We start from the raw sequence: 22,244 nt of genomic DNA, 5'->3' as shown, positions 1-22,244 counted from the left end.
GTGCCGGGGTGCCTGGGGCGGGGGTTCCATGCGGAGGGGTCCCCTGTGCGGGCGTCCCCCGCGGAGGCGTTCCCGGAGCCGGAGTGCCGTGCGTGGGGGTGCCGTGTGCCGGAGTGCCGTGCGCCGGCGTGCCGTCCGGGGCGGCGGAGCGTCTGCGGCGGCCCGTGCCGGGGCCCGGCTGCGGTCCCACGCCGTGCGAAAGCGGTGTCCCCGAGGTGCTGGTGTTGTCAGTTGTGTCCGCCGGACCCCGGCGACTGTGACGTCCCACGCCCCGACTCAGCTCCCCGCAGCCGTGCGGGCGCCCGGGGCGCTCGACTCGGCGGTGTCCATGAGCAGCTCACGGAAGGCCGTGGCCACGCTCTCCGGATACTCCATCATCGCCACGTGCCCGGCGTCGGGCAGCGTGAGCAGCCGCGAGTCGCGGAACGCGGCGGCGGCCTTGTGCGCCATGCGGTACGAGACGAGCAGATCGCGCCCGCCGTAGACGAGCAGGGTCGGCGCGAGCACCCGCTCGGCCTGCCGCCACAGCCCGTGCTGGCCACCCAACGTGTACGCGTTCACGATCCCGCGCGCCGAGCGGGCCATCGCGTCCCAGAAGTAGGGGAGCTGGAGCCTGCGCTCCATCTCGCGCACCGCCGCGTGGAACCCCTCCGGCGTCACCCGGCCCGGGTCGCCGTAGCAGAGCCCCATGACGCCGCGCACCCGCTGCTCGGCCGACCACTCCTTGGTGAGCCGCGTGAAGAGACCGGCGACGCCGGGCAGCGCGAGCAGCCCCGTCGGCACCGCCGTGCGCTGCACCCGCAGCTCCGGCAGCGCGGGCGAGACCAGCGTCAGCGTCCGCACGAGGTCGGGGCGGACCGCGGCGACGCGCGTGGTGACGGCGCCGCCCAGGGAGTTGCCGAAGAGGTGGACGGGACCGCGGGAGCGGGCGTCGAGGTAGCGGATGACCGCGCGGGCGTGCCCGGTGACGGAGTAGTCGCCGTCGTCCGGTGGCGGGGAGTCCCCGAAGCCCGGCAGGTCGAGCGCCTCGCCGTCGACGACGTCCGCGAGGAGCGGCATCAGGGCCGACCAGTTCTGCGAGGAGCCGCCGAGCCCGTGCACGTACAGCGCGGGCGGCAGTCCGGGCCGGGCCGGCGGCCGGGACCGCACGCTCAGCGTGAGCCCTGGAAGCCCGACCGAGTCGAGACGCTCCCCCTCCGCGACCGCCACGGCGCCCGGCCTGGGCGCGACGGCGGTGGCCGGCAGGTTCGGCAGCTCGGTCGAAGACATGCGGCAATGTTACGAGACGATCACGCGGTAGTTCACGTGTTCGCTGTCACAGATGGCACTTGAATCCACGACGAACGCACGCGGACCACGTAGCGCCTCGCCCGTACGTCTCCTACGCTCGAATACATGAGCGTCGATCCGACCGATCCCGACACCTTCGACCCGCAGGAGCCCGCGGCCGAGGCGGACGTCGAGGCCCCGGAGGCGGACGCGGCGGAGCAGCACGCCGACCTCGCCCCCAGCGGGGACGACTCCCTCGCCGACGCCGACCGGGACGCCGCCGCCGAGGGCGATCTCGCCGAGCAGGCCCGCGTCGTCAGCCTCGACGAGGACGACTACCGCTGACACCGCCGAGAACCCACCGCCGCCGGGAGTCCGCCGTCGCCGGGAAGCCGCCGGGCACCCGCGGGACGGCTGGGGCACCGGCCCTGACCTGACCGTATTTGCCCTGCTACGCACCGCCGCGGAGCCCTTCTGCGCCGGTCCAGTCCGTGAAATTCTGCGCTCGCACCGCGCACATCACTGTTACCGAAAAGTACGATGGCGGCGCGGCGCACACCGCACATCGGACGATTTGGGAGGCGGCGTGACAGCCATCGAGCAGACAGAGGCGGCACGCCCGCGGGGCACACGCCTGCCGCGCCGTGCCCGACGCAACCAGCTCCTCGGGGCGGCCCAGGAGGTATTCGTCGCGCAGGGGTACCACGCGGCGGCGATGGACGACATCGCCGAGCGCGCCGGCGTCAGCAAGCCCGTGCTCTACCAGCACTTCCCGGGCAAGCTCGACCTGTACCTGGCCCTGCTCGACCAGCACTGCGAGTCGCTGCTGCAGTCCGTCCGCACGGCGCTCGCGTCCACCTCGGACAACAAGCTCCGCGTCGCCGCGACGATGGACGCCTACTTCGCGTACGTCGAGGACGAGGGCGGCGCCTTCCGCCTGGTCTTCGAGTCCGACCTGACGAACGAGCCCGCGGTCCGCGAGCGCGTGGAGCGCGTGACGCTCCAGTGCGCGGAGGCGATCTGCGAGGTCATCGCGGAGGACACCGGCCTGCCCAGGGACGAGGCGATGCTCCTCGCCGTCGGTCTCGGCGGGTACTCGCAGGTGGTCGCGCGCTACTGGCTCGCCAGCGGCAGCACGGTCCCGCGCGACAAGGCGGTGCAGCTGCTCACGTCGCTCGCCTGGCGCGGTATCGCGGGCTTCCCGCTGCACGGCACCGAAGGACACTGAGCCCTCGCGCTTTTGTTCCCGTGCGGTGTTCGCTGACGGCGTGCACGGCCGCGGCCGTCCGCGTCCCCTCACCGGGCTAATGTGTGCTGGTACGGCGCGGACGGCCGCGCACAGACTGACCGTCGGAGGGACAAAGCCGTGGAGGTCAAGATCGGCGTGCAGTACGCGCCCCGCGAGATCGTGCTGGAGAGCGGCCAGAGCGCCGCGGAGATCGAGCAGGCGGTGTCCGAGGCGCTGACCGGCAAGTCGCCGCTGCTGAGTCTCGTGGACGAGCACGGCCGCAAGGTCCTGGTTCCGGCCGACCGCCTCGCGTACGTGGAGCTCGGGGAGCCGACCGCCCGCAAGGTGGGCTTCAGCGCCCTGTAGGACGCACTGCGTGGATCGCGGGAACGGCCCGGTGGTTGACCTCAACCACCGGGCCGTTCTTGTGCGTTGTACGGGACCGGGCCGCGAACGCCCGATCATGGAGGGTTGTGTTCCGACCGCCTGGGGTAGACCGGCTACGACCGATTTGCACCTGGCCGCGAGGGAGGGCACCACCGTGATTCTGGAAGCACTCGGCGCGACATTGCTCGGCCTCGCCCTGGCCTGGGCCACCGCGCACCGGCTGGGACACCGGCTGCCCGCGCGCAGCCTCGTCCTGTCGACGGGCACGGGGGGCGCGCTCGTCGGCGCGTTCATCACCCACACGGCACTCGGCCCCGGCCACACCCCCGCCACACTCGCGGGAGCCCTGGCCGTCTCCGTGGCCCTCCTGTCCCTCCTGCTCCGCCCCACCCGCCGCAGAATCCACAGGTCGGCGCCGGCATAGCGCCCCGAAGGGGCGCGGGGAACCGCGCGACACGCCACGACGCACCCGCAGGGGCCATCGCGCAGAGGCCCCCCGAGCAGAGGGCCCGAATCAGGCCGCCAGGCCCAGCGCGGCCATCCGCTTCGTGTGCGCCTCGGTGATCCGCGAGAACATCCGCCCGACCTCCGCGAGGTCGAACCCGTCGGCGACGCCCCCGACCAGCATGGTCGACAGCGCGTCCCGGTCGGCGACCACCCGCTGCGACTGCGACAGGGCCTCGCCCATCAGCCGCCGCGCCCACAGCGCGAGCCGCCCGCCCACGCGCGGGTCCGCCTCGATCGCGGCCCGCACCTTCTCCACGGCGAAGCTGGCGTGCCCCGTGTCGTCGAGGACGCCGAGCACGAGCTCGCGCGTATCGGCGTCGAGCCGGGCCGCGACCTCGCGGTAGAAGTCACTGGCGATCGAGTCGCCGACGTACGCCTTGACCAGGCCCTCGAGCCAGTCGGACGGCGCGGTCTGGCGGTGGAAGCCGTCGAGCGCGGCGACGAACGGCTCCATGGCCTCGGTCGGCTCCGCGCCGATCGCGGAGAGCCGGTCCCTGAGCTGCTCGAAGTGGTGGAACTCGGCGGACGCCATCTTCGCCAGCTCCGCCTTGTCACCGAGCGTCGGCGCCAGCTTCGCGTCCTCCGCGAGCCGCTCGAACGCCGCGAGCTCACCGTAGGCGAGCGCTCCGAGGAGGTCGACGACAGCGGCGCGGTAGTGGGGCTCGGCGGAAGCTTTCGCCCAGTCCTGGGCGGCGACCCCGGTGGGCTCGGGGGTGGATTCAGCGGAAGTGTCAGGCGTCTCCATGAAGCGCACAATAGCCCGCCTGCCGTAAGGCGTAAGTCCCTGGTCAGTCACTGTGACGACGGCCATGTGACGAGTTCGCCGGACACGCATGCGAGATTCCGGGGTACAGTGGTAATGCGCCCGCCGAATATTCGACGGGCCGTACGAATGAGGATGCCCGGTCGGTGGCCCGATCGGCTCCGACCCGACAGCCCTCCAGGCGGCACGCACCACTGCGCGCGGCATGAGGAGGGAACCTCAGCGGTACGAGCGCTCGAGCGCCGGCAGTGGTCCCGCGCCCCCGGCCCGCCCCCCAAGCGGCCGGCGGTCCCGGCACGGTCACGACCCCCAGCGTTCGCCTCGCGCCGCGTCTCACAGAAGAGGCACTGCCCTGACTACGACTTTTCGAGAGCTCGGAATCCTTTCCGAGACGGCCGAGGCCCTTGAGGCCGTCGGCATCATCAACCCCTTCCCCATCCAGGAGATGACGCTTCCCGTCGCCCTTTCCGGCACGGACGTCATCGGCCAGGCCAAGACCGGCACCGGCAAGACCCTCGGCTTCGGACTCCCGATCCTCGAGCGCGTCACCGTTCCCGCGGACGTCGAGGCGGGCCGCGCGCGGCCCGAGGAGCTGACCGAGGCGCCGCAGGCCCTCGTCGTCGTGCCCACCCGCGAGCTCTGCCAGCAGGTGACGAACGACCTCCTGACCGCCGGCAAGGCGCGCAACGTCCGCGTCCTCGCCATATACGGCGGCCGTGCCTACGAGCCGCAGGTCGAGGCGCTCAAGAAGGGCGTCGACGTCGTCGTCGGCACCCCGGGCCGCCTGCTCGACCTCGCGGGCCAGCGCAAGCTCGACCTCAAGCACGTCAAGTGCCTGGTCCTCGACGAGGCGGACGAGATGCTCGACCTGGGCTTCCTGCCCGACGTCGAGAAGATCATCAACATGCTTCCGGTGAAGCGCCAGACGATGCTGTTCTCGGCGACCATGCCGGGCGCCGTCATCGGCCTCGCCCGTCGGTACATGTCGCAGCCCACGCACATCCGCGCCACCGCGCCGGACGACGAGGGCGCGACCGTCGCGAACATCAAGCAGCACGTGTACCGCGCGCACAACATGGACAAGCCGGAGATGGTCGCGCGCATCCTCCAGTCCGAGGGCCGTGGCCTCGCCATGATCTTCTGCCGTACGAAGCGCACGGCGGCCGACATCGCCGAGCAGCTGGAGCGCCGCGGCTTCGCCTCCGGCGCCGTGCACGGCGACCTCGGCCAGGGCGCCCGCGAGCAGGCGCTGCGCGCGTTCCGCAACGGCAAGGTGGACGTGCTCGTCTGCACCGACGTCGCCGCCCGCGGCATCGACGTCGGCGGTGTGACGCACGTCATCAACTACCAGTCCCCCGAGGACGAGAAGACCTACCTGCACCGCATCGGCCGCACCGGCCGCGCGGGCGCGTCGGGTACGGCGATCACGCTGGTCGACTGGGACGACATCCCGCGCTGGCAGCTGATCAACAAGGCGCTCGACCTGGACTTCAACGACCCGGTCGAGACGTACTCCAGCTCCCCGCACCTCTACGAGGAGCTGAACATCCCGGCGGGCACCAAGGGTGTCCTGCCGCGCACCGAGCGGACCCGTGCGGGTCTGGGCGCGGAGGAGATCGAGGACCTCGGCGAGACCGGTGGGCGCGGCCGTGGCGGCCGCTCCGGCGGTCGTGGCCAGGACCGTGACCGTTCGCGCGGGGGCGCCGCCACCACCGAGCGCGAGCGTCCCGCTCGTACGCCGCGCCGTCGCCGCCGTACCCGTGCCGGCAGCCCGCTCGACTCCACCGCGACGACGCCCGCCACCTCGACCGAGGCCACCGCTCCGGCGGCCCCGGAGACCGAGGCCGCCGCGCCCGTCGCCGAGGTGACCGAGCCGCGCACCCCGCGCCGTCGCCGCCGCACCCGCAGTGGCGCGTCGGAGGCCCTGGCCACGGCCGAGGGCACGACGGTCAAGGACGAGACCGAGGCCGAGGCGCCCGCGCCGGCCGCCGTCGAGGCCGAGGCCCCGGTCAAGAAGCCCCGTCGCCGTACCCGCAAGGCCGCGGAGACGATCGCCGAGGCCGCGACCCCCGAGGTCACCGCCCCGGAGACCGACGCCGAGGCCCCCGCCGCCAAGCCGCGCCGCCGCACCCGCAAGACCGCGGAGAAGGCGGAGAAGGTCGAGAAGGCGGAGTCGGCGGCGGAGGCCGCCGTCGCGACGGCCGAGGGCACGCCGGAGGCAGCCGAGGCCGAGAAGCCGAAGCGCCGCACCCGTAAGAAGGCCGTCGCCGCGGTCGAGACCGCCGAGGCCACCGCGCCGGAGGCGCCGGCGGACGCCGAGGCGGAGAAGCCCAAGCGCCGTACGCGCAAGACCGCGGCGGCCAAGGTCGCCGAGGCGGCCGTGCCGGACGCCACGGCCGACGCCGAGGCCGAGAAGCCGAAGCGCCGCACCCGCAAGACCGCGGCCGCCAAGGTGGCCGAAGCCGACGCCCCCGGAGCCGACGCCCCCGAGGCGGAGGCCGAGAAGCCGAAGCGCCGTACGCGCAAGAAGGCCGTCGCCGCGGTCGAGACCGCCGAGGCCGGGATCCCGGCGCAGGCGACGGAGGAGCCGAAGCCCCGCCGTCGTACGCGCAAGGCCGCCGCCGCCCCGGCGGACACGACCGAGGCCGAGGCCGCCGCTCCGGCGCCGCGCCGCCGCACGCGCAAGAAGGCGGAGCCCGTGGAGACCCCGGAGGCCTGACCCTCCGGCCCCCAGGGGCCACGTTCCCGTCGAAGGCCCGCCCCCACCCGGGGGCGGGCCTTCGCGCGTCACACGGCCGCGCTCCGACGTCCGCCCCCCTTCTCCCTCGGGCCGCCGAAGAAGGACCCCACCCGGAGACGAGCCCTCGCCCCTCCCACGACCGCAGGCACCACCCGGCCGTCCGTTAGCCTCGGCTCATGAGCAGGCCTCCGACGTTCGTCCCGCCCCCGTGTGCCGCCGCGCGCACCCTTCGTACCGCCCGTGGCGACTTCGCCGTCCTCGACGCGGTGCCGGCCGACGGTGTCGCGCGCAGAGGGACCGTCCTGATGCTGCCCGGCTTCACCGGCAGCAAGGAGGACTTCATCGCCCTCCTGGAGCCGCTGACCCGTGCGGGGTACCGCGCGGTCACCGTGGACGGGCGCGGGCAGTACGAGACCGCGGGGCCGGCCGACGCATCCGCGTACGCGCAGGGCGAGTTGGCCCGTGACGTGCTCGCCCAGACCGAGGCGCTGACCGGGGCGCCGGAGGAGGCGTCGGCCGACTCCCCGCGCCTCCACCTGCTCGGGCACTCCCTCGGCGGCCAGATCGCCCGCGCCGCCGTCCTCATCGACCCGAGCCCCTACGCCACGCTCACCCTCATGTCCTCGGGCCCCGCCGCGATCACCCCCACCCAGCAGGCCCGCGCCAAGATGCTGGCGGACGCCCTCGCGGTCCTCTCGATGGACGAGGTGTGGCAGGCGATGCAGGCGATGGAGCCGCCGCCCCCGCAGGAGGCGGCGACGGGGGCCGACGGCGACGCGGACGACGCCGAGGCCCTGCGCGCCCGCTGGCTGCGGCACAGCCCGGCGCAGCTCACCGCGACCGGCCGGCAGCTCTCCACGGAGCCGGACCGCGTGGCCGAGCTCGCCGAGCTGTCCCTGCCCAAGCACGTGATCTCGGGCGAGCGCGACGACACCTGGCCGCTGCCGCTCCTGGACGACATGGCGGTACGACTGCGCGCCCACCGCACGGTGATCACCGGTGCCGAGCACTCCCCCAACACCGACCGCCCCGAGGCGACGGCCGCGGCCCTGATCGACTTCTGGGACCGCCACTGAGGCCCGGGACGGACCGGGGCCCGCGGCTCAGTACTGCGCCTGCAGGTGGTCCCAGAACCCGTCCCGCAGCGCCCTGCGCAGATCCGACTGCCCCCGCAGCGAGTACTGCAGCAGGCGCTCCGCCTCCACCAGCAGTTCCTGGTCCACGGAGCCGGGCAGATACGGATGGCCGGGCAGCAGGCCCACCAGCGCCTCGCGCCCGCGTGCCGACAGCCACTTCGCGGCGATCTGCGCGCCGACGAACCGGACGTCCTCGCGGGAGGGGCGGTGCGCGCTCGCGCCCGCCTCGTACGTCGTGACGGGGCGGCGCGTGACGTACGGCTTGAAGAACTCCAGGTCGAAGGTGCGCTGGCTGTCGACCTCCCACAGCAGCGGCTCCGCCTGATTGCGGCCCTCGGCCGCCTCGATGCCCCACAGATGGACCCGCGCGCCGTACCCCTGCGCGGCCTCGACGGCCGAGACCAGGTCCTCGTCGCCGCCGATGAGCGCCGCGTCGCTGATGGCGCGGTGCCGGGCCAGGGACTCCAGGTCGCTGCGGATCAGCGAGTCGACGCCCTTCTGCTGGTTGTTGGCGTTGAGGTTGCCGAGCCTGACCTTGACGTCGGGCAGCTCGGCGATCGACTGCTGCTCGGTGGTGTGGATGCGCCGCCTGGCCCCGTCGTACCAGTAGACGCGCAGCAGCCGGCTGTCCGCGAAGATCGTGCGGGCCTTGTCGATGAGCGCCTCGATCAGGCCCTCGGCGTCGAGGTCGAAGGCGCGGCGGTCCTCGGTCCCGGCGGCGAGCCGGCCCGCGGCCGCGTACAGATACCCGGCGTCGACGAAGATCGCGTGCGTGGAGGGGGTCTTCGCCACCTCGGCGAGCACGCGTTCGAGCAGGCCGTTGGCGCGCTCCAGCTGAGCACTGATGTCGGCTGCGCTGGGGTCGACGGCGCCGGGGTCGACCGCACTGTGATCGGCGTCATTCATAGAGAACCCAGTGTCCCGCCGGTCACGCAGCGAACACAACCGGTCCCGCTACCCATGAGTAATTAGGTACTCGAAAAATTTCCTTAGCGTAGGGAATGTTTGCAGGGGGCAACTCGTTGTACCCCTCGGAACCACAGAAGTTGTTCGGAACCACAGCAGTTCTCCTTCAGGAGGATGACCAGACGAAGGGAGAAGCCTTATGCGCTTCGAAATCATGCGACTCGACGACGTCGACGGCACCGCCGTGGACAGCACCGTCGTGGACGCCGCCTCCGTCAACCGGATCGTGCAGCAGGCCGCCGCAATCGGCCAGCGCATCTACATCCGCCCGGCCGAAGCCACGGCCTCGTAACGAAGACGTCGAAGGGCCCCCGTACGGCATCCGTACGGGGGCCCTTCGTGTGTGCGGCCGGTGCCGGCGCGGCTCAGCCGCCCTTGACCACCTGCGTCACGCCGTTGATGATCTGCTGCACCGCGATGGCGGACAGCATCATGCCCGCGAGCCGCGTCACGAGCACCACGCCGCCGTCCTTGATGACGCGGATGATCAGCAGCGAGTAGCGCATCACCAGCCACAGCACCACGTGCATCGCCACGATCGCCGACCACACGGAGATCTGGGTGCCGACGCTGTCGGCGTCCTGGACGGCCAGGATGACCGAGACGATCGCGCCGGGCCCGGCGAGCAGCGGCATGCCGAGCGGCACGAGGGCGACGTTGACGTCCTTGGTCTGCTTCGGCTCGTCCGTCTTGCCGGTGAGCAGGTCGAGCGCGATGAGCAGCAGCAGGAGACCGCCCGCGATCATCAGCGCGGGCACGGACACGTGCAGGTAGTCGAGGATCTGGTGGCCCACCAGACCGAAGACCGAGATCACGCCGAAGGCGACACAGACGGCCTGGAAGGCCATCCGCTGCTGCACCTTGGCGGGCCGGCCCGCGGTCAGGCCGAGGAAGATCGGCGTGATCCCAGGGGGGTCCATGATCACAAATAGGGTGAGAAAAAGGGATCCGAAGACGGCGACGTCGAACACAGTGATGGCCTTGCAGAGAGTCGTACGAAGGTGCCGCGGCGGCGGCGCCGGGCACGGGGCACGGCGGCCACCGCCACGGAACCGTGGAGTGGTGAGGTGAGGTGAGGTGAGACGGGGCGCGGGAGGGCGCGGGCCGTCAGGCGGCCGGGCTTCCGCCCGCCCCGGGCACGGGGAACGCGCCGGTCGCCCGGCGCGTGATCTCGCCGTAGATCTCGGGGTCGGTGGTGAACTCGCCGAGCCCGCACGTCTTGCGGCTGCCGTGGTAGTCGCTGGACCCGGTGGCCAGGAGGCCGAGGTCGGCCGCGAGTCCGCGCAGCCGGGCGCGGGTCTCGGGCGCGTGGTCCATGTGGTCGGCCTCGACGCCGTCGAGGCCCGCGGCGGCGAGCTCGGCTATCGCGGCCTCGGGCACGACCTGGCCGCGCTTGACGGCGGCGGGGTGCGCGAAGACGGTGACGCCGCCGGCCGCCTTGACCAGGCGGATCGCCTCGAAGGGGTCGAGCTCGTGCTTCTCCGCGTACGCGCGGCCGCCGTCGGCGAGCCACTCGGGCGTGAAGGCGTCGGAGACGGTGGGCACGACGCCCAGCTCGACGAGGGCCTCGGCGATGTGCGGGCGGCCGACCGAGCCGTCGCCCGCGATGCGCGCGACCTGCTCCCAGGTCACGGGGACGCCCAGTTCCTGGAGCCTGCCGACCATCGTCTTCGCGCGCGGCACGCGGTCGTCGCGCACCAGCTCGCGCTCACGGGCGAGCTCGGGCTCTTCGGGGTCGAAGAGATACGCCAGCATGTGCAGGCCCACGCCGTCGAGGCGGCAGGAGAGCTCGGCGCCGGTGACGAGGGTCAGACCGGCGGGCAGGGCACCGATGGCCTCCGCGTATCCCCGGGTGGTGTCGTGGTCGGTCAGCGCGACGACGTCGAGTCCCGCGGCGGCGGCGTTGCGCACCAGCTCGGCCGGGGTGTCCGTGCCGTCGGAGGCGGTGGAGTGGGTGTGCAGATCGATGCGCACGACGCTGACTCCAGGCTCTGACAGGGCGGACGAAGGGGACGCTCAAGGATAACGGGAGTCGCACGTCCCCCCGCCCGCCACGAAGGAGGCGTGCCTCACGGCGTGAGCAGCCGTGGCGACAGCGCGCCGCACGGCAGCAGGTCCACCTCCGCGCCCGCGTCCCGCAGGTCGGTGAGGACCAGTTCGTCGTACATCAGCAGGCCCGACTGCTCCGGCCACGCGATGGCCCACAGCCACAGGCCGCGCGCCTCGCCCGCGAAGACGGCCCGGTCGTCCGGCGCCCCCGCGACGTGCCACATGGGGGTCGGCCTGCCGGCGGCGAGGACCTTGGCCTGCGGCGGCTTCTCGACGCTGATGTGGGGGCCGGGGTCGGGGCCGTCGATGCCGGCGTACCGCGCGCCGAGGCCGACGCCCAGCTCCTCGGCGACGAGCACCAGCTCACCGCCGCCGCCGAGCGGCGCGGGCCCGGAACAGGCCACCGCGGTCGCGCGCCCGCCGCTGCGGTCGTCGCCCGCGCAGGCCACACCCGTGAACAGCCAGCCGACCGGCAGGGGCCACGGCATCCACACCGGGACCTGCGCGCGGTGCACCACGACCTGGAGGGCCTCGACGCTGGGCGGGATCACGGGCTGCAGCGGATGCACGGTGCCGTGCACGTCGCACTGCCAGGAGTCGGCAAAGAGACCGGGAGCCCTGACCCGGCCACCACACTTCGGGCAACTGGGTTCGCCCCTCATAGCGCCCAACGGTCCTCCCCGGTCGCCGCCCCGTCAAGGACGATCACCCGTCCGGTGGCGCTGTCACCAGGCAAAACTAGGTGTAGCTTGCATCCTTTAGGCTTCCTAACTTAATATGTGTATACGTCAACGACCTCTGTGGAAGCAGTGAAGGAGCGGCTGTATGAACAGCAGCACAGGAGGCCCCGCCGAAGGGGATCCGTTCGACGCGGGAGCGGGCGGCATCCTGCGTCAGCCCAAGGCCGTGTGGGCCACGGCGGGCGCGTCCGTCGTCGCCTTCATGGGCATCGGCCTCGTCGACCCGATCCTGCCCTCCATCGCCAAGGGCCTGGACGCGAGCGCCAGCCAGGTCTCCCTCCTCTTCACCTCGTACTTCCTGATCACCGCCGTCGCGATGCTGGTGACCGGGTTCGTCTCCAGCCGCATCGGCGGCAAGAAGACGCTGCTGCTCGGGCTCGCGCTCGTCGTGGTCTTCGCCGGCCTGTCCGGCACGTCGGGCTCGGTCGGCGAGCTCGTCGGGTTCCGGGCGGGCTGGGGGCTCGGCAACGCGCTCTTCGTCTCGACCGCCCTCGCCGTCATCGTCGGCGCAGCGGCCGGCGGCAGCGCGGCCGCGATCCTGCTGTACGAGTCGGCGCTCGGCCTCGGCATGGCGTGCGGACCGCTGGTCGGCGCGCTGCTCGGCGACGCCAGCTGGCGCTACCCCTTCTTCGGCACCGCCGCGCTGATGGCGATCGGCTTCCTGTGCATCACGGCGTTCCTCAAGGAGCAGCCGCGGCCCGCGAGGAAGACGTCGCTGCTCGACCCGATCAAGGCGCTCGGCCACGGCGGGCTCGCCTCCGCGGCGGCCTCGGCGTTCTTCTACAACTACACGTTCTTCACGGTGCTGGCCTTCACACCGTTCGTGCTGAACATGACGCCCTATAAGTCGGGCGCGGTCTTCTTCGCCTGGGGCGTGCTGCTCGCCGTCTTCTCGGTGCTCGTCGCGCCGCGTCTGCAGGAGCGGTTCGGGTCGCTGAAGGTGCTGGGCGGCTCGCTGGTGCTGCTCGCCGTCGACGTCCTGGTGCTCGGGTACGGCAACCACACCGCGGCCGTCGTCTGTACGATCCTGTCCGGCGCCTTCATCGGCGTGAACAACACCGTCTACACCGAACTCGCCCTCGGGGTCTCCGACGCGCCGCGCCCGGTGGCCAGCGCCGGCTACAACTTCGTGCGCTGGTTCGCCGCGGCCGCCGCGCCGTTCTTCGCGCCGAAGATCGAGGAGTGGAGCAACATCCACATCCCGTTCGTGGTCGCGGCCGTCACCGCGGTGCTCGGCGCCGCCGTGGTCTGGGTGCGCAGGAGCGCGCTCACGCACGACGCCGAGGAGCTCGAACCGAAGCACGCCACCGAGGACGGCGTCACGGTCTTCGCCAACTGAAGCGGCCCGTAAGGGACTTCAGCGACTTCGGCCGAGGGGTCTCAGTCGAGGGGAACGGACTTGCGCAGCGGATCACGCAGGTCCGTTCCGCTGTTCAGCCAGCGCTCCTGGAGGGCCGCCGCGCCGTGCACCCGCTTCCACGCCGCCTCGTTCGGCGTCATGGGGAGCAGCGGCAGGAACCGTACGGGATCCATGGGCGCGTCGAGGTCCAGGTCCTCGACCAGACCGCCGGACTCCGCGACCAGGACCGAGGTGAACGGCGCGCCGGGCCACAGCGGTTCGCCCACGTCCAGCGAGGCGCCCGGCGCCACGATCAGGCCCTCGACCTGGGGAGCGGCGGCGAGGACGGCGAGCGGACGCAGCACCTTGTCCGTGTCGGCGAGCCCTCCTCGTACCGACAACACCAGTTCCGCGCGCGGGCCCTTGACCGGGTCGGCGAGCGCGGCGGTCGGATCCGTCATCGGCTGGGCGGACATACCGAGGGTGGCGTAGCGCACCACGTCGCCGTCCGTGAAACGCAACACGTCGAAGCGGTCGGTACCGAGGAAGGTCACCGCGGCGCGCGCGTCCGGTTCCCCCAGGCCAGTGCGGAGGCGGGCCTCGACCAGAGCAAGAACTTCTCCCATGGCGCGAGCATAGAACCCGCATGGAACGGGTAAAGGGTGAGGTCGCTTCTTCAGTTCGGCTGATAGTCTTGGCCGCTGGTCGGGGCAGCACGCCAAGCGTCGCTTTCGAGCCCCTGACTGCGAGACCGTCCCCCACAGCGGGGATGAGACGTCCCTTACGGGGGACCGGCCGGAGGAGGTGGGGCTGCAATGGATCGAAGTCGATCGTGCAGTACCACCCGCTCTTCCGGCAGCTGAGCCGCATCCCTGGCTTCCCGCGTACCCGTACGACGGAAGAGCGCTTCATTTCCGCCTGATCTGTCTGATCTGTATCAGCAGTGAAGTCGCCCCGCGACGGTGCGGTGCTCCCCGCTTTGTGGACGTGCAGAGGTCCCGCAGTCAGGACGTCCTCATTCCGGGCAGTGCCGAATCCGGTTCGGTCATCGGCGGCTTCACCCCCGCGAAGGAGCCTGCCCATGTCGATGATCCGTGACCTTCGTGCCGCCGTCCGCCCCTCGCTCCGCAAGGACGGCGCCCCGTACCCCTCCTCCTCGTACGACACCTACGACGCGACCCGTGACGCCGCGTCCGCCGTCGTCGACTGCGCCGTCTACCGCGACGGGCGCCGCGTCGAGTGCGCCGACGCCCTCACCCCGCACGAGGCGATGCTGGAGGTGCGCCGCGAGGGCGGCTTCGCCTGGATCGGCCTGCACGAGCCGACCGAGGCCGAATTCGCCGGTATCGCGGCCGAGTTCGGGCTGCACCCCCTCGCCGTCGAGGACGCGGTCCACGCCCACCAGCGGCCCAAGCTGGAGCGGTACGACGACACGCTGTTCACCGTCTTCAAGACCATCCACTACGTGGAGCACGACGAACTCACCGCCACCAGCGAGATCGTGGAGACCGGCGAGGTGATGTGCTTCACCGGCCGGGACCTCTTCATCACCGTGCGGCACGGCGGACACGGCTCGCTGCGCGCCCTGCGCCGCCGCCTCCAGGACGACCCCGAGCTGCTCGGCAAGGGCCCCTCGGCCGTCCTGCACGCCATCGCCGACCACGTCGTCGACGGGTACATCGCGGTCGCCGACGCGATGCAGGACGACATCGACGACGTGGAGAGCGAGGTGTTCTCCGCACCGAGCAAGGGCAAGGGCAGCTCGCGCGGCGTCGACGCCGGGCGGATCTACCAGCTCAAGCGCGAGGTCCTGGAGTTCAAGCGGGCCGTCTCGCCGCTGCTGCGCCCGATGCTGCTGCTCAGCGAGCGGCCGATGCGGCTCGTCGACCCCGACATCCAGAAGTATTTCCGTGACGTCGCCGACCACCTCACGCGCGTCCAGGAGCAGGTCATCGGCTTCGACGAGCTGCTCAACTCGATCCTCCAGGCCAACCTCGCGCAGGCCGCCGTGGCGCAGAACGAGGACATGCGCAAGATCACCTCGTGGGCGGCGATCATCGCCGTGCCGACGGCCGTCTGCGGGGTCTACGGCATGAACTTCAAGCACATGCCGGAGCTGCACTGGCGCTACGGCTACCCGATGGTGCTCGCCCTCATCGGCGGCGTCTGCTTCGCGATCCACCGGACCCTGAAGCGCAACGGCTGGCTGTGACCCCACTCGGTAGGCTGCCCGCATGACTGCTGACTCGCTGCTCGGCCGCGCCCTCGTCGAGGAGGCCACCAAGAAGTCCGGCCTCATCTGGGTCCGGGGGAACGGGCCCGCGCGGGCGCTGTGGCACGTGTGGCACGAGGGCGCCGCGCACCTCGTCGGCGACGGCGCCGGCGAGCAGCCGCTGCCGGGGCTCGTCGACGGGGAGCGCGCCGAGGTCACCGTGCGCAGCAAGGACAAGGGCGGCCGTGTGGTCGCCTGGACGGCAGCGGTGAGCGAGCTCGCGCCCCACTCCGAGGAGTGGGAGGCGGCCGTCGCCGAGCTCAAGGGGAAGCGGCTGAACTCCGTGGACGCGGAGCGGGTCACCGTGCGGTGGGCCGAGCAGTGCCGGGTGCTTCGGCTCACCCCGCTCGACGCGGTGACGGACCTTCCCGAGGGGTCCCTGGCCGCCGCGCCGCTGCCGAGTGCGGCGACCACGCGCATGCCGGTCCCCGCGGGGCTTCCTCGGCTCCTGTTCAAGCGCAAGCGCCGCTGAGGTCCGTGCGCGTCCGGCGGCCGCGGGTCCGCCCGGGTCGCCCGCGCGGTTCCTCGCGCCCCTCCGGGGCGCCTACGACGTCGGCAGTTGCCTGCCGTAGTCGACCATCTCGTCCTTCGACGGTTCCTGGAGCGGGAAGTCCTGGTTCCAGTCGGTGAGTTTGACCGTGCCCGCGTGGCCGCCGCGCTCCAGGCGCAGGGGGTACGGCCTGCCCTCCAGGGAGACGTCCAGCGTGCCGCCCGCGCCGTCGTCGCCGGTGATCTCGATCGTGCGCTTCGAACCCGTCGTACCGCGGTCGCCCTTGGCCAGCCGGCCGTGGAGGGTGAGCATGCCGTCCAGGAGCAGGTCCTTGTCCGTGAAGCCGCTCAGCTGCTTGTAGGACGGGTCGCCCTTGGGGACCTTCACGTACTTGCCGTCCAGCTTGGCCGCCGCCGTCTCGTCCGACTTCTTGGCCTTGCCGTCGGTCGTGGTGTCGTGCGTCCAGAACTCCGAGTCGGCCTTCAGGTACAGCTCCTCGCCGACGCGCAGCAGCTGGAAGGTCTGCCCCTTGGAGGTGACCGAGCCGGTGCCGCCCTCGCCCTTGAGGCGCATGTCCAGGCTGTACGTGTGGCTCTTGCTCACCAGCGTGCCGGAGAGCCGGACCGCGGACGCCGACTCGGCCGCCCGCCCCGCCTTGCTCTGGATCTTCGCCGCGGAGAGCTTGCCCACGCCGTTGGTGCCCGCGTCCGGGTCCTCGCTGCTGCACCCGGTCAGACTCGTGGCCCCCGCGACCAGCCCCGCGCACAACACGCTCACGAACGCTGCCCTGCGGGCTCGGCTGGCCTGGGGAAGAGCGGTCACAGGTGGCGCTGCCTCTCGTGCGGACGACCTCTACGGCTTCGGCAGTACGGCAGCGTACCTGTGTCGGCCGAGCAGATCGGAGTCAGTCCGTCCGGACCCTCCGCCGGGGCGCATCCGACCGGGACGGGCTAGCCTGAAGCCCGTATGACCGGATGAAACGGCATGAATCGGCGGCAGGACCGGGAGAAGGAGGCGCGCGCATGGCGGCTGGCGCCCCACGGGTCTTCGTCTCCCATCTCTCCGGCACCCCCGTCTTCGACCCGAACGGCGACCAGGTCGGCCGGGTGCGCGACCTGGTGGCGATGCTCAGGGTCGGCAAGCGGCCGCCCCGGCTGCTCGGCCTGGTCGTCGAGCTCGCGACCCGGCGGCGGATCTTCCTGCCGATGACCCGCGTCACCGGCATCGAGTCGGGCCAGGTCATCACCACCGGCGTCCTGAACGTGCGCCGGTTCGAACAGCGGCCCACCGAGCGGCTCGTGCTCGGCGAGATGCTGGACCGGCGGGTCCACCTCGTCGACACGGACGAGGAGGTGACGGTCCTCGACATCTCCGTCCAGCAGCTGCCCGCCCGCCGTGACTGGGAGATCGACCGGGTCTTCGTACGCAAGGGCAAGGGCGGCACGTTCCGGCGCAAGGGCGAGACGCTGACCGTCGACTGGTCGGCGGTCGCCGGCTTCTCCCTCGAGGAGCACGGACAGGGCGCGGAGAACCTCCTCGCCACCTTCGAACAGCTGCGCCCGGCCGACCTCGCCAACGTGCTGCACCACCTGTCGCCCAAACGGCGGGCCGAGGTCGCCGCCGCGCTCGACGACGACCGGCTCGCGGACGTCCTCGAGGAGCTCCCCGAGGACGACCAGATCGAGATCCTCGGCAAGCTCAAGGAGGAGCGCGCGGCCGACGTCCTGGAGGCCATGGACCCCGACGACGCCGCCGACCTGCTCGCCGAGCTGCCCGAGGAGGACAAGGAGCGGCTGCTCACCCTGATGCAGCCGGACGACGCGGCCGACGTGCGGCGCCTGATGGCGTACGAGGAGCGCACGGCCGGCGGTCTGATGACGACCGAGCCGATCGTCCTGCGGCCCGACGCCACCGTCGCCGACGCCCTCGCGCGGGTGCGCATGGAGGACCTCTCCCCCGCGCTCGCCGCACAGGTGTACGTGTGCCGCCCGCCGGACGAGACGCCGACCGGCAAGTACCTGGGCACCGTGCACTTCCAGCGGCTCCTTCGCGATCCGCCGTACACGCTGGTCGGCTCGATCCTCGACGACGATCTGCAGCCGCTCGCGCCGGACGCCACGCTGCCGGCCGTCGCCGGGTTCTTCGCGACGTACGACATGGTCGCGGCGCCCGTCGTCGACGAGGGCGGCTCGCTGCTCGGGGCGGTCACCGTCGACGACGTGCTCGACCACATGCTGCCGGACGACTGGCGCGAGACGGAGTTCCATCTGGAGGAGGAAGGGGCGGGCCATGGCGGCTGACCGCGACCGCGAGAACCGCGCCGAGCCGAGGACCCCGCGCTTCCGCCTCGACCAGCCGCGCACCCCGCGCCCCAAGCTGCTGCCCGACTACGACCCGGAGGCCTTCGGGCGGCTCTCGGAGCGCATCGCGCGGTTCCTGGGCACGGGCCGGTTCATCGTCTGGATGACGGTCGTCATCATCCTGTGGGTGGTGTGGAACATCGCGGCCCCCGACGAGCTGCGCTTCGACCAGTACCCGTTCATCTTCCTCACCCTGATGCTGTCGCTCCAGGCGTCGTACGCGGCCCCGCTGATCCTCCTCGCGCAGAACCGCCAGGACGACCGCGACCGCGTCAACCTCGAACAGGACCGCAAGCAGAACGAGCGGTCGATCGCGGACACCGAGTACCTCACCCGCGAGATCGCCTCGCTGCGCATGGGCCTGGGCGAGGTGGCCACCCGCGACTGGATCCGCTCCGAGCTCCAGGACCTGGTCAAGGAGCTGGAGGAGCAGCGCATCGGGCATCACCCGGACGGCCGTGTCGTATTCCCGTCGGAGGGCTCTCGGGGAAGTGACGTAGGCGACCGCTGACAGCTCTTTCCGGGGCGGGGTTACCGCGCCGTACTATCGGTCGTATGGCTACGGAAGACGCGGTGCGCGAAGCACTGGCGACGGTGAACGACCCCGAGATCCAGCGACCCATCACCGAGTTGGGGATGGTCAAATCGGTGGACATCTCCGCCGACGGGGTGGTGGCGGTCACCGTGTACCTGACGGTCTCCGGCTGCCCGATGCGCGACACCATCACGCGGAACGTGACCGACGCGGTCGCCGCCGTCGAGGGCGTCACGCGCGTCGACGTCACCCTGGACGTGATGAGCGACGACCAGCGCAAGGAGCTGGCGGCGGCGCTGCGCGGCGGCACCGCCGAGCGCGAGGTCCCCTTCGCCAAGCCCGGCTCGCTGACCCGGGTCTACGCCGTGGCGTCCGGCAAGGGCGGCGTCGGCAAGTCCTCGGTGACGGTGAACCTCGCGGCCGCGATGGCCGCGGACGGCCTGAAGGTCGGCGTCGTGGACGCGGACATCTACGGCCACAGCGTGCCCCGCATGCTGGGCGCCGAGGGCCGCCCCACCCAGGTCGAGAACATGATCATGCCGCCGTCGGCGAACGGCGTGAAGGTCATCTCCATCGGCATGTTCACGCCGGGCAACGCGCCGGTCGTGTGGCGCGGCCCGATGCTGCACCGCGCGCTCCAGCAGTTCCTCGCGGACGTCTTCTGGGGCGACCTGGACGTCCTGCTCCTCGACCTGCCGCCGGGCACGGGCGACATCGCGATCTCCGTGGCGCAGCTGGTGCCGAACGCCGAGATCCTGGTCGTGACGACGCCTCAGCAGGCCGCGGCCGAGGTCGCCGAGCGCGCGGGCTCCATCGCCGTCCAGACCCACCAGAAGATCGTGGGCGTCGTCGAGAACATGTCCGGGCTGCCCTGCCCGCACTGCGGCGAGATGGTCGACGTGTTCGGCACGGGCGGCGGCCAGAAGGTCGCCGAGGGCCTCACGAAGACGACCGGCGCGACGGTGCCGGTGCTCGGCTCCATCCCGATCGACGTACGCCTGCGCGAGGGCGGCGACGAGGGCCGCCCGGTCGTCCTGTCCGACCCGGAGTCCCCGGCGGGCTCGGCGCTGCGCACGATCGCGGGCAAGCTGGGCGGCCGCCAGCGCGGCCTGTCGGGCATGTCGCTGGGCATCACCCCGCGCAACAAGTTCTGAGCGGCCCACGGGAAGGGGGCGCCGTCACCAGGACGGCGCCCCCTTCCCCGTAGGCCCGCCGCCTAGGCGTACGCGGCAATATCCTTGATGACCGAGAATCCGAGGCCGTAGGCGCTCATCCCGCGCCCGTACGCACCCAGGTGCACGCCTTCCTTGGTCGACCCCGCCAGGACCCAGCCGTACTCGGACTCGCGGTAGTGGAAGGGCGTGGGCACGCCGTCCACCGGCAGCGACAGCGTCGACCAGTCCGAGCCCTCCAGGTCGTCCGCGAGCACCCAGGCGGTCTCCGTCTGCTGGTCCAGCCAGTCGTCGCGCAGGGTGTGGTCCATCTGGCCGGGCCAGGTGAAGGACAGCAGGCCGACCCCGGCGAGCCAGGCGGCCGAGGAGACCGAGGTGGCCTCCAGGACGCCGGTGCCGTCGGCGCTGCGCCGAACGGGGTTCGCCGCGACGGTCACCACGACCGCGAAGCGCTCCTTGTCGCTGTTGCCGAGGGTGCCCTCGGCGCGGACCGACGGCTCGTCGCCGTGCCCGATCGAACCGTGCTCCACGGCACCGTCCGCCGCCGCGCCGACCTGCATCAGCCAGCGCTGCCCCGTGTAGGCCTCGTCAAGGCCGTACCAGGGGAAGGGCGCCAGCAGGTAGCCGTCGACCGTGCGCCGGGCGGAGGGCACCGCTTGTGCGGTGCCGTCCGCGGCCGACGCCTGCGCGCCCACCCGACTTGTCGTCTCCATGTACCCGGCCGCCTCCTCGCTCTCGTCGGTCCGGAGCGGCCCGCCCCCCTCGGGCGTCCTCACGCCGGACAACAAGGCAGGATAGCCACACCCGTTGGCGGCGACGGATCAGGCAAGGGGTCAGGTGGCGTCCGCGTCGAACGGCGGACGGTCGCCGGCGTCGAGCTTCTTGGGCTCCGCGGTCTTCTTCTGCATGTCCACGCGGGCCCCGCCGGAGGAGGCCGCGCCGACCCCCGAACCGCTGTCGGAACCCGTGTCGGAGGAGTCGCTGTCGCGGCCGTGCACGGCGTCCGCGACCTCGTTCATCTCCTTCTTCAGGTCGAAGCCGTTGCGGATTTCCTTGAGCCCCAGCTCGTCGTTGTCGAGTTGCTTGCGGATGAACTTCTTGGGGTTCAGGTCCTCGAACTCGAAGTCCTTGAACTCGGGGCCCAGCTCGTCCCTGATGTCCGCCTTCGCGCTGTCGGAGAACTCGCGGATCTTGCGGATCGTGCGGGAGACGTCCTGAATGACCTTCGGGAGCTTGTCGGGGCCGAAAATGAGCACGGCGAGGACGACCAGCGTCACTATCTCCAGTGCGCCAATGTCATTGAACACCTTGAGCTCCTTGCGATGTCCTCAGCCCGCAACAGGTCGTCGTCCGAGGTCTGGACCGTGTCCACGGTACCCGGCGCCCGTGTCCGTCCGGTAGCCGCTGCACGACAACCCGGAACAGACCTGGTCAGTCCTTTACTCAGTTCCCTCCGGCCGAGCCGAGCACCAGCGTCACCTCGCGGTCGGCGCCGCCGCGCTCGACCGTCAGCTCCAGGCGGTCCTTCGGGCGGTGCGCGCGGACCTTGACGATCAGCTCGTCGCTGGAGTGCACGGGGTGGCCGTCGACCTCGGTGATCACGTCGCCCGGCTTGAGGCCGGCCTTGTCCCCGGGGCCGTTCCGGTTGACCGCGGGGCCGTCGTTCTTGCCCTTGTCGGCGATACGGGCGCCGTCGCCGGTGAACTCGGTGTCGAGCGTGACGCCGATCACGGGGTGCGTGGCCCTGCCGAAGTTGATCAGCTCCTCGGCGACGCGCTTGCCCTGGTTGATCGGGATGGCGAAGCCCAGGCCGATGGAGCCCGCCTGGCCGCCGCCCGGGTCCGAGCCGTCGTCGGCGGAGCGTATGGCGCTGTTGATGCCGATCACGCGGGCCTTGGAGTCGACGAGGGGCCCGCCGGAGTTGCCCGGGTTGATGGGCGCGTCGGTCTGCAGGGCGTCCACGTACGAGATGTCGCTGCCGTCGCCCTTCTCACCGCCTGCCGTGATGGGACGCTCCTTGGCGCTGATGATCCCGGAGGTCACGGTGTTGGCGAGGTCGAAGGGGGCGCCGATGGCCACGACGGGGTCGCCCACCTGCACGTTCTCGGAGTTGCCGAGGTGCAGGGGCTTCAGGCCGCGGACGCCGGAGACCTTGACGACCGCGAGGTCGTAGCCCGCGTCGCGGCCGATGACCTCGGCCTTGGCGGTCTCGCCGCCGCTGAACGTCACCGTTATCGCGCCGCCGGTGCCCGCGGGCTCGACGACGTGGTTGTTGGTGAGGATGTGGCCCT

Annotated in this window: 24 protein-coding genes; 13 read left to right on the top strand and 11 right to left on the bottom strand. The window is 71.8% G+C overall.

The window, feature by feature from the left end:
* Window positions 1-276: 276 nt before the first annotated feature.
* Entirely contained in the window at window positions 277-1,269 is a 993-nt protein-coding gene (locus tag AOK22_RS21300; RefSeq protein WP_055700297.1) for an alpha/beta fold hydrolase, read from the bottom strand.
* 126 nt (window positions 1,270-1,395) lie between these two features.
* Here AOK22_RS21300 and AOK22_RS21295 point away from each other — a divergent pair, with 126 nt between their 5' ends.
* The 4 genes from AOK22_RS21295 (at window position 1,396) to AOK22_RS21280 (ending at window position 3,308) form a co-directional block, all read left to right on the top strand.
* Entirely contained in the window at window positions 1,396-1,614 is a 219-nt protein-coding gene (locus AOK22_RS21295; RefSeq protein ID WP_055700296.1) for a hypothetical protein, read from the top strand.
* Window positions 1,615-1,855: 241 nt separating this feature from the next.
* Window positions 1,856-2,497, top strand: a complete 642-nt coding sequence (locus AOK22_RS21290) for a TetR/AcrR family transcriptional regulator (protein WP_055700295.1) — start codon at window positions 1,856-1,858, stop codon at window positions 2,495-2,497.
* Window positions 2,498-2,635: 138 nt separating this feature from the next.
* On the top strand, window positions 2,636-2,863 hold the full coding sequence (locus AOK22_RS21285; protein WP_055700294.1) for a DUF3107 domain-containing protein: 228 nt from the start codon (window positions 2,636-2,638) through the stop codon (window positions 2,861-2,863).
* A gap of 175 nt (window positions 2,864-3,038) precedes the next feature.
* Window positions 3,039-3,308, top strand: coding sequence for a hypothetical protein (locus AOK22_RS21280; RefSeq protein ID WP_055700300.1), 270 nt, complete (start codon window positions 3,039-3,041; stop codon window positions 3,306-3,308).
* A gap of 90 nt (window positions 3,309-3,398) precedes the next feature.
* On the opposite strand, the gene AOK22_RS21275 is transcribed toward AOK22_RS21280, so the two are convergent.
* Window positions 3,399-4,136 carry a ferritin-like fold-containing protein gene (locus AOK22_RS21275; protein ID WP_055700299.1) on the bottom strand — a complete coding sequence of 246 codons (738 nt, stop codon included), beginning with the start codon at window positions 4,134-4,136 and terminating at the stop codon, window positions 3,399-3,401.
* A gap of 463 nt (window positions 4,137-4,599) precedes the next feature.
* Here AOK22_RS21275 and AOK22_RS21270 point away from each other — a divergent pair, with 463 nt between their 5' ends.
* Both AOK22_RS21270 and AOK22_RS21265 read left to right on the top strand, forming a co-directional pair.
* Complete coding sequence (locus AOK22_RS21270; RefSeq protein WP_055700293.1) at window positions 4,600-6,873, top strand: DEAD/DEAH box helicase; 2,274 nt, start codon at window positions 4,600-4,602, stop codon at window positions 6,871-6,873.
* Between the two features lie 197 nt (window positions 6,874-7,070).
* Window positions 7,071-7,970: an alpha/beta fold hydrolase gene (locus tag AOK22_RS21265; RefSeq protein WP_055700292.1), complete on the top strand. Its 900-nt coding sequence runs from the start codon at window positions 7,071-7,073 to the stop codon at window positions 7,968-7,970.
* A gap of 27 nt (window positions 7,971-7,997) precedes the next feature.
* Here AOK22_RS21265 and AOK22_RS21260 read toward each other — a convergent pair whose 3' ends face one another.
* Window positions 7,998-8,936 carry an NYN domain-containing protein gene (locus AOK22_RS21260; protein WP_055700291.1) on the bottom strand — a complete coding sequence of 313 codons (939 nt, stop codon included), beginning with the start codon at window positions 8,934-8,936 and terminating at the stop codon, window positions 7,998-8,000.
* A gap of 199 nt (window positions 8,937-9,135) precedes the next feature.
* Here AOK22_RS21260 and AOK22_RS41945 point away from each other — a divergent pair, with 199 nt between their 5' ends.
* Window positions 9,136-9,288: a hypothetical protein gene (locus tag AOK22_RS41945; RefSeq protein WP_167357870.1), complete on the top strand. Its 153-nt coding sequence runs from the start codon at window positions 9,136-9,138 to the stop codon at window positions 9,286-9,288.
* Window positions 9,289-9,361: 73 nt separating this feature from the next.
* Here the strand turns inward: AOK22_RS41945 and AOK22_RS21255 are convergent, their stop codons facing one another.
* From AOK22_RS21255 to AOK22_RS21245, 3 genes are all read right to left on the bottom strand, one after another.
* On the bottom strand, window positions 9,362-9,967 hold the full coding sequence (locus tag AOK22_RS21255; RefSeq protein ID WP_055700290.1) for a MarC family protein: 606 nt from the start codon (window positions 9,965-9,967) through the stop codon (window positions 9,362-9,364).
* A 136-nt stretch (window positions 9,968-10,103) separates the two neighbouring features.
* Window positions 10,104-10,970 (bottom strand): PHP domain-containing protein, encoded by an 867-nt coding sequence (locus tag AOK22_RS21250; RefSeq protein ID WP_055700289.1) that lies wholly within the window; start codon window positions 10,968-10,970, stop codon window positions 10,104-10,106.
* 95 nt (window positions 10,971-11,065) lie between these two features.
* A complete protein-coding gene (locus AOK22_RS21245) occupies window positions 11,066-11,707 on the bottom strand; it encodes a DUF6758 family protein (RefSeq protein WP_055700288.1) in 642 nt (213 codons plus the stop codon).
* 163 nt (window positions 11,708-11,870) lie between these two features.
* Between AOK22_RS21245 and AOK22_RS21240 the strand changes: the two genes are divergently transcribed.
* The gene (locus AOK22_RS21240) at window positions 11,871-13,124 is read left to right on the top strand and encodes an MFS transporter (protein WP_055700287.1); all 1,254 of its coding nucleotides are present in this window, start codon (window positions 11,871-11,873) and stop codon (window positions 13,122-13,124) included.
* A 41-nt stretch (window positions 13,125-13,165) separates the two neighbouring features.
* Here AOK22_RS21240 and AOK22_RS21235 read toward each other — a convergent pair whose 3' ends face one another.
* Window positions 13,166-13,750 carry a suppressor of fused domain protein gene (locus AOK22_RS21235; RefSeq protein WP_055700286.1) on the bottom strand — a complete coding sequence of 195 codons (585 nt, stop codon included), beginning with the start codon at window positions 13,748-13,750 and terminating at the stop codon, window positions 13,166-13,168.
* A 455-nt stretch (window positions 13,751-14,205) separates the two neighbouring features.
* On the opposite strand from AOK22_RS21235, the gene AOK22_RS21230 reads away from it, so the two are divergent.
* Window positions 14,206-15,336 (top strand): magnesium and cobalt transport protein CorA, encoded by a 1,131-nt coding sequence (locus AOK22_RS21230; protein WP_055700285.1) that lies wholly within the window; start codon window positions 14,206-14,208, stop codon window positions 15,334-15,336.
* A gap of 22 nt (window positions 15,337-15,358) precedes the next feature.
* Complete coding sequence (locus AOK22_RS21225; RefSeq protein WP_055700284.1) at window positions 15,359-15,868, top strand: hypothetical protein; 510 nt, start codon at window positions 15,359-15,361, stop codon at window positions 15,866-15,868.
* Between the two features lie 72 nt (window positions 15,869-15,940).
* Here AOK22_RS21225 and AOK22_RS21220 read toward each other — a convergent pair whose 3' ends face one another.
* On the bottom strand, window positions 15,941-16,708 hold the full coding sequence (locus AOK22_RS21220; protein WP_055700283.1) for a hypothetical protein: 768 nt from the start codon (window positions 16,706-16,708) through the stop codon (window positions 15,941-15,943).
* 200 nt (window positions 16,709-16,908) lie between these two features.
* On the opposite strand from AOK22_RS21220, the gene AOK22_RS21215 reads away from it, so the two are divergent.
* From AOK22_RS21215 to AOK22_RS21205, 3 genes are read left to right on the top strand one after another with little or no spacing between them, the layout of a single operon-like run.
* Window positions 16,909-18,186 carry a magnesium transporter MgtE N-terminal domain-containing protein gene (locus tag AOK22_RS21215; RefSeq protein WP_055700282.1) on the top strand — a complete coding sequence of 426 codons (1,278 nt, stop codon included), beginning with the start codon at window positions 16,909-16,911 and terminating at the stop codon, window positions 18,184-18,186.
* Entirely contained in the window at window positions 18,176-18,757 is a 582-nt protein-coding gene (locus AOK22_RS21210) for a DUF1003 domain-containing protein (RefSeq protein ID WP_055700281.1), read from the top strand. Before AOK22_RS21215 ends, AOK22_RS21210 begins: the two co-directional genes overlap by 11 nt.
* Before the next feature lie 44 nt (window positions 18,758-18,801).
* A complete protein-coding gene (locus tag AOK22_RS21205; protein ID WP_055700280.1) occupies window positions 18,802-19,935 on the top strand; it encodes an Mrp/NBP35 family ATP-binding protein in 1,134 nt (377 codons plus the stop codon).
* A 62-nt stretch (window positions 19,936-19,997) separates the two neighbouring features.
* Here AOK22_RS21205 and AOK22_RS21200 read toward each other — a convergent pair whose 3' ends face one another.
* The 3 genes from AOK22_RS21200 to AOK22_RS21190 form a co-directional block, all read right to left on the bottom strand.
* Window positions 19,998-20,666 (bottom strand): hypothetical protein, encoded by a 669-nt coding sequence (locus AOK22_RS21200; RefSeq protein WP_055700298.1) that lies wholly within the window; start codon window positions 20,664-20,666, stop codon window positions 19,998-20,000.
* Window positions 20,667-20,786: 120 nt separating this feature from the next.
* Complete coding sequence (locus tag AOK22_RS21195) at window positions 20,787-21,260, bottom strand: sec-independent translocase (RefSeq protein WP_055700279.1); 474 nt, start codon at window positions 21,258-21,260, stop codon at window positions 20,787-20,789.
* 136 nt (window positions 21,261-21,396) lie between these two features.
* On the bottom strand, window positions 21,397-22,244 hold an 848-nt coding region (locus AOK22_RS21190), incomplete at its 5' end, for a S1C family serine protease (protein WP_055700278.1).

Source organism: Streptomyces silaceus (genome assembly GCF_001419745.1).
In the GTDB taxonomy this organism is placed as follows: Bacteria; Actinomycetota; Actinomycetes; order Streptomycetales; family Streptomycetaceae; genus Streptomyces; species Streptomyces silaceus.
This window is presented reverse-complemented; position numbering and strand designations above follow the sequence as displayed.